The 11950-nt window shown below is 53.9% G+C and carries 13 protein-coding genes; all 13 read right to left on the reverse strand.

Annotated elements, in window-relative coordinates:
• Positions 1-182: 182 nt before the first annotated feature.
• The gene (locus NG653_RS14265) at positions 183-368 is read right to left on the reverse strand and encodes a hypothetical protein (protein WP_252742397.1); all 186 of its coding nucleotides are present in this window, start codon (positions 366-368) and stop codon (positions 183-185) included.
• Positions 369-451: 83 nt separating this feature from the next.
• Positions 452-1804, reverse strand: a complete 1353-nt coding sequence (locus NG653_RS14270) for a hypothetical protein (protein ID WP_252742409.1) — start codon at positions 1802-1804, stop codon at positions 452-454.
• Positions 1805-2089: 285 nt separating this feature from the next.
• A complete protein-coding gene (locus tag NG653_RS14275; RefSeq protein ID WP_252742398.1) occupies positions 2090-2842 on the reverse strand; it encodes a DUF6090 family protein in 753 nt (250 codons plus the stop codon).
• An 8-nt stretch (positions 2843-2850) separates the two neighbouring features.
• Complete coding sequence (locus tag NG653_RS14280; protein ID WP_252742399.1) at positions 2851-3282, reverse strand: tellurite resistance TerB family protein; 432 nt, start codon at positions 3280-3282, stop codon at positions 2851-2853.
• Positions 3283-3436: 154 nt separating this feature from the next.
• A complete protein-coding gene (locus tag NG653_RS14285; protein ID WP_252742400.1) occupies positions 3437-4984 on the reverse strand; it encodes an FAD-dependent oxidoreductase in 1548 nt (515 codons plus the stop codon).
• Between the two features lie 2 nt (positions 4985-4986).
• Positions 4987-5370 (reverse strand): hypothetical protein, encoded by a 384-nt coding sequence (locus tag NG653_RS14290; RefSeq protein ID WP_252742401.1) that lies wholly within the window; start codon positions 5368-5370, stop codon positions 4987-4989.
• A 12-nt stretch (positions 5371-5382) separates the two neighbouring features.
• A complete protein-coding gene (locus tag NG653_RS14295) occupies positions 5383-6138 on the reverse strand; it encodes a DUF6090 family protein (protein WP_252742402.1) in 756 nt (251 codons plus the stop codon).
• Positions 6135-6899, reverse strand: a complete 765-nt coding sequence (locus tag NG653_RS14300; protein WP_252742403.1) for a hypothetical protein — start codon at positions 6897-6899, stop codon at positions 6135-6137. Before NG653_RS14300 ends, NG653_RS14295 begins: the two co-directional genes overlap by 4 nt.
• A gap of 111 nt (positions 6900-7010) precedes the next feature.
• Positions 7011-7793 (reverse strand): DUF6090 family protein, encoded by a 783-nt coding sequence (locus NG653_RS14305; RefSeq protein WP_252742404.1) that lies wholly within the window; start codon positions 7791-7793, stop codon positions 7011-7013.
• A gap of 231 nt (positions 7794-8024) precedes the next feature.
• Positions 8025-9443, reverse strand: a complete 1419-nt coding sequence (locus NG653_RS14310) for an amidohydrolase family protein (protein ID WP_252742405.1) — start codon at positions 9441-9443, stop codon at positions 8025-8027.
• A 53-nt stretch (positions 9444-9496) separates the two neighbouring features.
• A complete protein-coding gene (locus tag NG653_RS14315) occupies positions 9497-10276 on the reverse strand; it encodes a DUF6090 family protein (protein WP_252742406.1) in 780 nt (259 codons plus the stop codon).
• 3 nt (positions 10277-10279) lie between these two features.
• Positions 10280-11053: a DUF6090 family protein gene (locus NG653_RS14320; RefSeq protein WP_252742407.1), complete on the reverse strand. Its 774-nt coding sequence runs from the start codon at positions 11051-11053 to the stop codon at positions 10280-10282.
• On the reverse strand, positions 11031-11834 hold the full coding sequence (locus tag NG653_RS14325; protein ID WP_252742408.1) for a DUF6090 family protein: 804 nt from the start codon (positions 11832-11834) through the stop codon (positions 11031-11033). The genes NG653_RS14320 and NG653_RS14325 overlap by 23 nt, the downstream gene beginning before the upstream one ends.
• Positions 11835-11950: the final 116 nt, after the last annotated feature.

The following is an 11950-nucleotide window of genomic DNA, read 5'->3' on the forward strand; positions in this document are numbered from 1 at the left end:
TAATGATGTGCAGGCGCCGCTTGGGGAGGTTTCTCAGTCGGTCGTTCCACCCCCTCCTTCGAAATGACAGTAACACTGTTCGTGATTGGCCCACATGTCATTTCGAACCCCCGATCCCGATAGTTATCGGGAGAGGGGGTGAGAAATCTCAGGAGTGGTGTGAAGGCCCCGCCACTGGCCTACTATTCCTTGTTGGTCAGCGACAAGTTGATCACAATGGCCATAAGCAGCCAGATGATAAAGGTTTCCCCATGGGTCATTTCATAGGTAGACCCGGCAGCTTTGGCGGCCAGCAATACAACGTACACCACCAAAGGGGAGACCAGCAGGCTGATGGCAAGTTTGAGGAGCGATTTCAGGTAGTCCATAACGGGTTGGTTTTAAGGGTTAAAGTAGCGAATCTTTGCCACATTTGGAAATCGCCGGGCCGGTTATTGTAGGGGTGGCTAAGCTACTTAAGCGGGGTAAAGGCAACCGTATGCGCCTGCAGGTCGATGCGGATGCGGTAATGGCCTTTGGAAACCGCAATGTTTTCGCCTTTGCACAAGAGGGTTTTGGGGTCCTTTTCGCCCTGGCCCCAGTGCAGGCGCCATGCCTCATCGGCCCGGAACCGGATCGCTCCCGCAATCAGTTCCTGTTTGACCTCCCAGACGTATGGGTTGCCGGGATCTACCCTATGCATGGGTATCCCCGAAGCCCAATCCCCCCCTGGCAGGCCCGTGCCGATAAGTTCCATCCGGGTAATTTCCAAAGGGGTAAACGTAAAGGTTTGCGTCTGCAGGTCGATGCGGATACGGTAAATCCCATTGGAGGTCGGGATGTCCCCACCTTTGAAGACGAGCATGTTGGGGTCGTTTTCGCCTTTGCCCCAATCGAGGATCCACTCCTCGTCGGCCCTGAATTTCACCCACCCCTGAACCAGTTCCTGGTCGATCTCCCAAACGTTTTCGTTGCCGGGGTCGACCCGGTGCATCGGTTGCCCTGTAGCCCACTGGCCCTGCGGCATGCCGGTGCCGATTAGTTCCATGCGGGCAAGCTCAAAATTGGTTTCGGGATCGTACTGCTGCACATATTCCAGGAAGGCATCGGCCGAATAGCCGGTGTCTTCCACAAATGAAATGATGTGTTCCTTAAAGGCTTTAAGCGTCATCAGGTCGGCAATAAAGGAGGGGTCCTGCGCAAGCGCCCGGGCCCTTTCGAGCTGCCCGGGGGTATAGCCGAGGGTTTTCTGGGACCGGATGAACTCCTCATACCCCATGCCCGCAGAATAGATTTTAAAGGGGATGTCGTAGGCCATCAAATAATTGGCCATGGCCTTGTAGAGGTTATAGGACTTAAGCTCCGTATTCAACCTGTCCCGGCCAAAGGCGACGGCACGGAGCGCTTTGGCCATAGTGTTCCGCTTCTCGTCCCCGGGGACAAATTCGAGGTATTCCGATTTCCAGGCATTGTCGCGGTCGTCGGTGGCATTTTCGTCAAACAACAGGATAAGGGCCGGCAGGCGGTCGGGGGCGATCGCCTCAGGGTGGTTCAGGATACTGTCGATACGCACCAGCTGGAAACTCAATTTGTCGCGGAAGGTGCTTTCGTAATACGCCGTGGAGCGGATTTCCCCATAAAGCTCGCGCAGCCCGAACAAAAAGCGTTCGTCTGACTTCCGTTTTTCGTTCCAGGTATTCACCTGCAGCGCAATCAGGATCCCGATCACCACCAGGAAAATCTCTCCGATGGCGTACAACAGGTACCGGTTGGTCCTGTTTTCAGACAGCAGGCGCTCACGCATTTTGCGGAAGAAACGGAACAAGGGGTTGGGTTTTAGGTTGCAACAAGATACGGGATATTGAAATAAGTTTCGGCTGGAAGTGGCAGGGGGGTTAATTAGCGAATGTGGCAATTAGCAAATTAGCCAATGGGGTTCAAGGGTCGAGTTGGCAAGAAGTGTCATCAATTATGTGCAGGTCCTCGGGAACCCACCCCTAAATCCCCTCCGTGGGAGGGGACCGTGCAGCGCTTCATAGATGAGATTTCTCAGTCGCTGCACTCCTTCGAAATGACACCGATGGTGTGCAGGTGCCGCCCGGGGAGGTCGCTACCCGTCTAATTTTTCATCGATCGATTGCAGGATTTGAATGGCATGAGCCCGGTATTCCCGTAAGACCCGAAGGGTGAACTTGGAGTAAATCAAATAGTGGGCACAGGCCCGGCGGTGCTTTTCGCTTTCAAAAATGTATAAAACATATTCCCGGTTGTAGGTGCTTCGGCCAAAATCGGCGTAGTCCACAAACCAGTCGTACTGCTGGTAATCCATCAGGGCTTGCCTGGAGATGTCGATGAGGATGGATTGCGCCTCGTCTACCAAGGGAAGATATAGGGCATAAAATTCAGTTATGGAATTGGTCAGCAAGTCCTCTTTTAAGTTTTGCACGGTATTCAGGGGTTTCAACAACCCGTATCCTTTGTCGAGGTATTGAAAAGGCTCCAGGTTGGTGATGTCGCTTCGGCACCTTTCGCACCCTTCATAATTTGCCGCATTAAGCGTATCGTAATAGGAAACCGGGATGTTCCGTTCTACAAGGTCGGTCAGGCGGAAATTCTTTTGCTCCAGGTCCTCAATGGACCGCTGGAGATTGAGGGTATCGATCTGAAGGTCCTGTTGGATCTGGGCATAGACCTTCATGAGGTTGCCCTGTTCTTTCCTGCTTTCGTTCCAGGTATTGATTTGCAGCGCAATCAGGATCCCGATCACCACCAGGAAGATTTCCCCCAGGGCGTAAAGGAAATAGTTTCGGAAGCGGTTTTCAGTCAGCAGACGTTGGCGCAATTGGCGGAAGAAGCGGAACATTGCCTGTATCAGGAGTATTTTTCCAGGAAACCTGCAACGGCTTTTTCAGGGGCCACCCCCTGCATCGCAGCTTCGATCATCTCCCGCAGCAACGGGTCGAGGTTCTCTTCCCCGCATCCCAATTTCAGGCCCAGGCTTTTGCACAGGAAGAGTTCCCGTTCATCGATTTCCCCGTCTACCAGCATCACGGTCACCAGGTCGTAGAGGTGTTCCATCCGCTCCCCGGGGGTTTTTGGAAGTACCGGGGCAATGCCATCCGGGTTGCGGATCACCTTCAGCACCTCGGCCGTGGACATCTGGAACTTTTCGGCCAGGTTCACAATGAGGTCCATTTCGGCCCGGGCCACCTCCCCATCGACCCGGGCCACGGTATAGAGGTTTTTAAAATGGCTTTTCCGCTTCTTTTTATCGTAGCTGTTGAAGAGTTCCAGTAGTCCCATGGTTTTTGGTGTCTTGCGGATTAAAACAGGGCCCCTGCCCTAGAGCCGGTTGCGCCGGGGACCGCCGGGGACCACCGGGGGTTATCCACGGCTCCCGGGCTCCGGGGGTTGGCCGGGCGCTCCTAAAAATAGGCAAAAACTCCGATCCTCCGCCTCAGGAGCCGCCTTTCTTCATGGCGGCCTTTACATGGGCCGACACCCGCAGGGAAAAAGCCGTCAGGGTCAGGGTCGGGTTCGGCGCCCCGGCCGTGGCGAAACAGGAGGCCCCGGCCACATAGAGGTTTCCGATCCCGTGGACGCGGCAATTCGCGTTTACCACCCCTTTTTTTGGGTCGTCGCTCATGCGGGTGGTCCCCATATGGTGCCATCCGCCGTTGGTGGTGTCGGGGAAGGCGTCGTCGCTTTCATCCCTGAGGAACCCTTCCAGTCGGAGCCTGCCCACGTTTGCCCGGCCGACTTCTTTGCCCAGCAGGTGGTACATGGTGCGGATGCTGCGTTTCTCCAAAGGGGTCAGCTCCCAGTGGAGGTTTGCCCTGGGCATCCCGAGCTCGTCTTTTTCCGGGCCGATCGTCACCCTGGAGTTGGGGTTGGGCGCCTGCTCCATGCGGGTATTGAGCTGGTAGGCGTGCAGCACCGGCCCGGATTCGGCTTTGCTTTTTTTGCGGGCCTCATCCCAGTGGGCATACATTTTTTCCTTGCTTTTCTGCGGGTCTTCGTCCTGCCAGACCTCCATGCGCGATTTTTGGTGTTTGCCCACTTTCAGGGGCTTAAGGGAAATGGTCCCGTTCAGGATCCGGTGCCGGCGCTGTGCAGACGGGGTAAAGGCAATTTCGGCGCTGGCCGGGGTGACCCCCCGCTTCCAGGAATACAGGTCTGTCTCAAAGGGCTGTGGCATCCACAGTTCCCCGCAGGGAATCTCGAGGTGTTCCATGAAATACCGCCCCACCAGGTCGTGGTCATTCCCTAGCCCACGGGGTTTCTGGGCATTGGACGCCAGCAGGAGCCGCGCGTTCTGGATGGTGCCGCAGGCCAGGATGAAATGCCTGGCCCGCACCCGGCAGGTTTTTCCCGCGTGGTTTTTCGCCCTGAGCTCCCGCACGCGGGACAGGCCTTCATGGAGGTTGAGGTCCACGGCGTTGGCGTAGGTATAGAGGTGGATGTTTTTTGCCTGCACGATCGCGTCCCGGTACAGGTCGCCGTAGCGGGCCAGGGAAAACTGCCACATTTTGTTCCAGAATACCTTGTTGTCGAGGGGCAGGGGGTTCAGGTTGGGCAGGATTTCCTTCCAGTATTCGAAGGCGTATTCATAGGGGCCCAGCTGTAATGCCTCATGGGCCTTTGCATAATAGGGGTGGAGGTCCTCCAGGGCTACCGGCCAGTCGCTGTCGGGCACCCAGTCGCGGCTTTCAAAGTCGATGGGGTCGAAAGGGGCGCACATGCCGGCCCAGTGCCCGGTGGTTCCCCCGAAATAATGCAGGCGGGAAGCCATCAGGGGGTAGTATTTCTGCCCGGTGGTCTGGCCCCGGTACAATTCCTGTACCTGCCGGTCGTACCCGAACCCGCCCCCTTCCAGCAAAATCACCCTGTACGGGCTGTCTTTCCAGTCCAGGGCCATGGCGATGCCTGCCGCCCCGGCCCCTACAATGCAGAGGTCGCCCTGAATAAGAGCGTTATCTTCCAGGGTCCTTGCGTCAATATGCATGATCAGCGGGCATGACGGATTGAGAAAAGGGCGCACTGCCGGGCTTCGGTCCTGGACAACATCCATCCGTCGAGCATCACCAGGTCCCCCTCCCTGAAATCGTCCCGGATCCGCTTCTTTACCCATTCCACGGTGCTGTCGGTAGTTCCCGGGGCTTCGGGAAACAGGACAGCCACCAGGGCTTCCTCCGTGCGTTCCCCCGGGGTAAGGTTCCTGTACAGGGCGCCTATTTCCACCAGGGTTTCGGGTTCCCAGATCTGGGAAAGCAGTTCCGGCTGGGCCAGCAAGGGGTCATACGCCGGGGTCAGCGGATTGTAACAGGCGGCCGGGAGGGCAAGGGCGGTGATCCCAAAGCCCGACAATACGGCAAATCTCCTTCGTTTCATGGTCCGTTTTTCTTATTCGCCAAGGTCATTCCCGATCCAGCGGATGATGCTTCGCGATTTCCGTTCAATCGCCCCATAAAGTACCAGCAGGTCCTCCGTGATCAGGTTGGAGACTACCATGCCGTTCTGGTATTCGCGATTTTGCAAAAGCTCATGGAAATCTTCCTCCTTCACCCCCATGTCCACGGACGTGGCCGTGCCGGCGTATACGGGAAAGAGCTGCCCCGTGCGGATATGTTTAAACAAGGGTTTGGACAGGTATTCCTCATAGTCATGGGTCTCGTGCTCTATGGCAAATTCATTGGTCTTGTAGAGCTCCTCGAGTTCCAGCAACTGAATTTTTATGGAGTCATTGGAGATCAGGTTCAGGTTCCCCGAGCTGGCGAGCTCCTTATAAGTGAGGTTGTTGGGCGTGAAGCGCTCCGACATCAGGGTGGTTACCACGCTGCGCGACAGTTCGTCGAGGTCCGCCACCGGTTCCCCGTCGATCTGGCGGAGGAGCTTTTGGATGGCAGCGTATTTTTCCTTTCTGTTGGCGATTTGATAGTCGAGGCTGGCCAGGTCCTTTTCCAGGTCGAGCCGGATATTCTTAAGGTACTTGACCTCCCTGCTGCGCTGCACCCGGTCTTCGTTCCAGGTGTTCACCTGCAGGGCGATCAAAATCCCGATCACCACTAAAAGGATTTCCCCCAGGGCATAGGCCGCGTATTGGGTAACCTTATGTTGACTTAGCAGTTTCTGCCTGATTTTTCTGAAGAACTTAATCATTCATCCAGGTATTGTTGTATTTGGTTTGATAAAGCCAGGTTCGATTCCTGATAGGCCTTAAGATTAGCAAAAACCAATTCGCTTTGGTGTAACAGATCCACAAGGAAGTTTACTACGGCGGGGTCCTTTATAAATTCTTTGAAATCGGTTTTATACTCCTCGCTAACCGCTAATCGAAAATTGGGAATAGAAGTATAGGCAGCGCCCGTTTGAAGTTTATCCAATGGATGAAATTCGGGGGCATTGTTAAAATTGAACGCACCCGCCTTTTGCTGATAAATTTCCAAAGACCACTCCAGGAACTGTTTGGAATAGTAGGTGATCAGTTCTTCCGGGAGTTTTTTGTCTTCAATTTCCTGCAGAAGGCCACTCCCATAAAGGGTTTGATAGTTTGTGCTAAACTTGGAAAATTTCCGAAATTCAAATGTGCTGAGGAAATAGTGACCAAGTTCTTGATTGGTATTGTTTTCTTTCCCCTGGTGGTTCAGAAGAATTTGTTGAATACCGTCAGTAATGGTACTATAATACTCCACCAAAAAGTCAAGACGGTCCTTTTCTAATTTCAAATCGGCCTGAATGCCGGTTAAAAGTTGCTCGGTAGCTGTTTTTTCCGTGGCTTCTTCTTTTCGAATATTCACCTGCAGGGCGATCAGGATCCCGATCACCACTAAAAAGATTTCCCCCAGGGCATAGGCCAAATACCGGGCGATGCGGTTTTCAGCCAGCAGTTTTTGGCGCAGGGAGCGGAAGAAACGAAGCACGGTGTGAAAGCTTTAGGCTTCCCCAAGATACGCGTTATTGCCATATATCTGAAGGGAGGAAGTCGCGGGTCCCTTTTTGAAGGATTGTGAAGCGGATGTACAGCATTGTGTTTAATCCAGTTCCCGATTTAAAATGTCGATAATTTCCCCAATCTGGGATTTAGTGCTTTTGAGGGTTTCAATATTGTAAGTGTAATTAATTTCCAGGAGGAAGACATTATTGAGGAAGACTTTGCTTTTATAGAGCTCCCGAACCTCCTTCTCCATGACATCTTTATGGCGCGCTATATATACGGAATCATAAACAAGGTCCAATTTTGGGATGTCGGACCGGCCCAGGTTAAAGTACTTCCCCCAATCCACGTATTTTTCAAAATCCTCAAGGAATACATTAAAATCATACCTCATATGCTCCTGAGCTGCTTCTATCCCAATATAGGATTTTCCCAAATTCATCAATTTCAGTTTGAGCGAATCATTTTGGATGCTGCTGAAATTGCCGGAACTCTTCATTTCCTCGTAGGTGTTGTTATTGGGCCGGAACTCGTCAACAAAAATCAGCGCCAACAAATCATTTGAAAAATCATAAAGGGAACCAATGGAGTCCAGGTCTGAATTCCGCTTAACCCTTTTGGCCGCTTTAACCTTATCAGCAGCCAACCCAAGCATATAGTCCAAACTCTCAAGGTCTGCATTGAGGTCATTTTTCAAATTATTGAAGTATTTCAATTCTACCTGACGTTGCTTTCTTTCCTCATTCCAATTGTTCACTTGCAAAGCCAGCAGGATCCCGACCATCACCAACACGATTTCGCCAACGGCATAGGCAAAGTACCGCGAGACCCGGCTTTCGGCCAGCAGTTTTTGGCGCAGGGAGCGGAAGAAACGCAGCAAAGGGGTTGGGTCTTTAGGTTGTTACAAGATACGGGTTATTGGGGGAAGTTGACAATTCCATGTAAATGTCATTTCGAACCCCCTGAAGTGAGCTTTGCTCTACTTCAGGGGTGAGAAAACTCATTAATGATGGGCAGGTCATGTTAGATGAGATTTCTCAGTCGCCCCGATAGTCCCGATCCCGATAGTTATCGGGATCGGGAGGGCTCCTTCGAAATGACATTCACACTGTTATTTTTCAAACGCCACATCCACCGGCCGCAGCAGCCCGCCCCGCATCACGTGGGTAATGGAACGGAAATGGGCCGCGTCGGCTGAGGGATCTTTGTCCAGGACGATCAGGTCGGCCATTTTCCCGGGCTCCAGGGTGCCGAAATCGTCGAGTCGCCGCATGGCCAGGGCACCGCTGCGGGTCGCCATGCCAATGAGGTCTTTGGCCGGGATGCCCGCCCGTTGCATGGCTTCCAGCTCATCATAGACCGAGATGCCGTGTAGGGTCCCCGGGTTGCCGGCGTCGGTGGACAGGGCGATGGGGATGCCGGCCTCATACACCTTCATGAGGTTGGCGTACATGGCGGCCTTCAGGGTTTCGTCAGCTTGCTCCGATGCCTTTAGCATCGCCGGATAGTTTTCGGGTTCAGGGACATATTTAAAAAAGGATTCAGAGGCCTCCACCAGGTTCCGGGTATCGGCGTCCACCACCTGGTTGGGGTCGTTCATCGGAAAATCCCCCTGAATCGACCGGTAGGCAATGGTATAGCCGGGAACCACCACCAGGGTCGGGCAATAAACGGCTCCGTTGGCCCTGGCCAGTTGGAGGAATTCCTCGTCCACCGGCTGGTCATCAACGCTGTGCACCAGCACTTTGGCCCCCAGCCTGAGGCCTTCCTTGGCCTGGTCGAGGGACGTGGCGTGGACGATGAGCTGATTCCCCTGTTCCCGCACCTCCGCGGCCACAGCGTTCAGGCTTTTCATAAATACGGTGTCCTTCAGGTTAAGGCTCCATATTTTGATGCCCGTGGAGCCCAGGGCAGTATTGCGCTGCACATATTCCCTGCCAAATTCCTCAGAATCGAGGGCCAGCATTTGCCGGGCCGGCAATACGTTGAAGCCATCGAGCCGGTCCTGCGGAAAGGGCGTGAGCAAAGGGCCCGAGGCTGCCACATGGGGCGCATCGAGGTCGTCTTCAGCCGATTTTTGCAGGTCCAGGGTCCAGTCGAACCCACCCACGTCATAGACTGCCGTAACCCCCGACCGCAGGTAGGTTTCAAAGTACCGGTCGGGATTCCTTCGCTGCCTGGCCTGCACGCTGTCGAAGGGCAGGCTGTCGCGGATATCGAGCGCATCGGGGCGTCCGTCAAAAAATCCCGTTTGGGAAAAATGCACATGGGCGTCTACCAGGCCGGGGGTGATGTACTTGCCCGCCAGGTCGATGACTTCCGCGTTTTCCGGAACCTCGAGGTCTGCCCCGCCCAGGGCTTCGATCCGCCCGTCGCGGATGATCACGGTGCTGTTGGCTATGGTGCCCCCATTGCCGTCAAACAGGGTAGCCCCCCGCAATACGGTATGGGTGGGTTCGGCTTTGGGCCCGGGGGTGCACCCCGCCAGCAGGGTAATTGCGAGGATTCCGGAAAAGATCAATCGTTTCATAGTTTGTGTTTTGTTAAGGGGTTGGTTTTTGGCGGAGGGGGTTAAAAATCTCATCATGGCTCAGCGTGGGTCAATTGGGAATCAATGCGTTCCAGCAGCTGCACTGAGGAGGCTTCCAGGGCCTGTAATTCCCCAATCAGGTCCCTGCTGTTCAGGATGCATAGGGAAAAGCCATTCTTGAAAGCGGGGTCGCCCAGCAGGGTGGCAACCACCCCGGGATCCATTGGGTTTGTGTCGGGCTGGTCCCCGCGACCCTCCATATGGGCCAGGTAGCTCTTGAACGCGTGCCCCACATCCCCAACTTGGAAAAAAGGGGCGTAGAGGTATTCCTGATAGTCGAAGCGCATGTGTTCCTGGGCCACGTCGATCTTGTCGTAGGCGAGCTCCATCCGCAGCAATTCGCTTTTCAGGCGCTGGTCTGAGAGGATGCCAAGGCTCCCTGAGCTAATCAGCTCCTTCAGGGTACTGTTGTTGCGCAGGAAGGGTTCCCAACGCATCACCTCCATGGCGTGGTAGTTAAAGGAACCCTGATCCGTAACGGGGGCGCCCTCGAAGTAAGCGATCATCGCCTCTGCGGAACGCGCGGCGCTTTGGTACCTGTTTATGCAGCGCTCCAGCTCCTTCAGGTTGAGTTGCAGGTCTGAGCGCAACCCCTGGAGGAATACCTGCTCCCGGCCCCTGGTTTGTTCCGATTCCCGGTAGTTGTTCACCTGCAGGGCGATCAAAATCCCAATTACCACCAGCAGGATCTCGCCCAGGGCATACGCAAAATACCGGCCGACGCGGTTTTCGGACAGGAGGTTTTGGCGGATCTTTCTAAAGAAGCGGAGCATGGGTCAGGATTTCATTAGTTCTGTGTCAATCAGTCTGATCAACCCCTGCATTCTTTCGCGGATAGCGGTCAACCTTTTTACCGTTCCGGGCAACGGCCATCCGGTGCGAATCAGCTTTTCAAAATCAGGATGGGTATAAATAACAGACTGATCCTCAATGACGACCCTGCTTGAAACCGAATTATCGTCCCGGGGAAAGGATTCTATATAAAATAAACCATCAATAAGTTCATTCCGGTTAAACAGCTCTACCCGAAGCACCTCGTTGATCCATGACTCAGACATTGGCAACAGGTATCCGAATAAATAAGACAGCTCATTCCTGATCTCCGGATTGCTGATTTTGTCGAGACCTCCCGATTTGATTCCCTCGTAGGGGCTCGTATTGATTGAAAATACATACCCGTACTCCCTCACATTCTCCAGGTGAAAATCCAGGGAATCTGTTGAAACGGAACGATCATTCTTCATCACGGTAAGGGCATAAAAACTCCTCTGTATCCTTTGCAGGTAAAGAAGTACAGTGGACATGTTTTGGTAATCGACCTTCATGGCTTCATTCACCTCCCGTAGCATGGTTAGTTCATAGGCCCTGCTTTTCCGCGCTTCATTCGAGGTATTGATCTGCAGGGCGATTAAAATCCCGATCACCACCAGCAGGATTTCGCCCAGGGCATACGCAAAATACCGGCCGACGCGGTTTTCGGCCCCAATGGTATTCTGGAGTTGTTTTTGGCGGATTTTGCGGAAAAAACTAATCATCGAGAAACTGGCCAATGCCCACTTTTAATGCGTTTAACTGAAGCGTGCGGGTCTCAATCCGGCGGATCATGTTGAACGACCGGCCGAGGTCGCCGATCAGGAACGATTCGAATTGGGTTTTTTGCAACACCTCCCGGATTTCCTTTTGGGTGTCAGCCGCGCGCTGGTCTTTAATGGACCCCAGCAAGGTGTAAAAACCGGTATTCCCCCCGGCGATCAGCACCCCTTCACCTGCTTCGTTGCCCATGAAATTATTGGTGACCGGGGCCATCAGGGGCTCAAAGGCGGTTTCTACGTAGCGCAGCGTGGAGGTATGTACATTTTCAAGATCGGTATAGCCCGAGTAATATTCAATCGCTTGCTTTAGCAGGGCTTTGTCAGCAAAGTGATCAAAGGCCCCGGAACTTTTTGAGGCCTCATAGGTGGCGTCGTAGCTGATGGCCGCCTCCGTGTAATACAGCGGTTCAACGTGCTTTCCAAAGTCGAGTGGGCCCGCCGGAAGGTCCGGATTTCGCACCCGGGTCAGCAACCAGGTGAGGTTTTCGATCCGGTTGAGGTAGAAGGCAGACAACACGTCTATTCGCGCCTGGTCACTTTCCAGATCGACGAGGAGGGCCCGATAGAAGGTGTGCTCCGCGCGACTGTTTTCCCGCGCTTCATTCCAGGTGTTGATTTGCAGCGCAATCAAAATTCCGATCACCACAAGCACGATTTCACCCACGGCGTAGAGCAGGTAGCGGCTGACTTTGTTTTCAGCCAGCAGGCGCTGGCGCAGGGTTCGGAAGAAACGCAGCAAAGGCGGTTGGGTCTTTAGGTGGCTACAAGATACGGGATATTGGAACAAGTTGGCAGTCGGCAGTTGCAATTGTAATTGGCCCACATGTCATTTCGAACCCCCTGAAGTAGAGCGAA

The sequence above is a fragment of the Robiginitalea marina genome, from assembly GCF_024006985.1.
Lineage (GTDB): Bacteria > Bacteroidota > Bacteroidia > Flavobacteriales > Flavobacteriaceae > Robiginitalea > Robiginitalea marina.

What these genes read in the sequence shown, in the direction of transcription:
- NG653_RS14285 (WP_252742400.1), bottom strand. Translation starts at nt 4,984, where the DNA reads ATGCATATTGACGCAAGGACCCTGGAAGATAACGCTCTTATTCAGGGC.
- NG653_RS14265 (WP_252742397.1), bottom strand. Translation starts at nt 368, where the DNA reads ATGGACTACCTGAAATCGCTCCTCAAACTTGCCATCAGCCTGCTGGTC.
- NG653_RS14295 (WP_252742402.1), bottom strand. Translation starts at nt 6,138, where the DNA reads ATGATTAAGTTCTTCAGAAAAATCAGGCAGAAACTGCTAAGTCAACAT.
- NG653_RS14310 (WP_252742405.1), bottom strand. Translation starts at nt 9,443, where the DNA reads ATGAAACGATTGATCTTTTCCGGAATCCTCGCAATTACCCTGCTGGCG.
- NG653_RS14290 (WP_252742401.1), bottom strand. Translation starts at nt 5,370, where the DNA reads ATGAAACGAAGGAGATTTGCCGTATTGTCGGGCTTTGGGATCACCGCC.
- NG653_RS14280 (WP_252742399.1), bottom strand. Translation starts at nt 3,282, where the DNA reads ATGGGACTACTGGAACTCTTCAACAGCTACGATAAAAAGAAGCGGAAA.
- NG653_RS14275 (WP_252742398.1), bottom strand. Translation starts at nt 2,842, where the DNA reads ATGTTCCGCTTCTTCCGCCAATTGCGCCAACGTCTGCTGACTGAAAAC.
- NG653_RS14315 (WP_252742406.1), bottom strand. Translation starts at nt 10,276, where the DNA reads ATGCTCCGCTTCTTTAGAAAGATCCGCCAAAACCTCCTGTCCGAAAAC.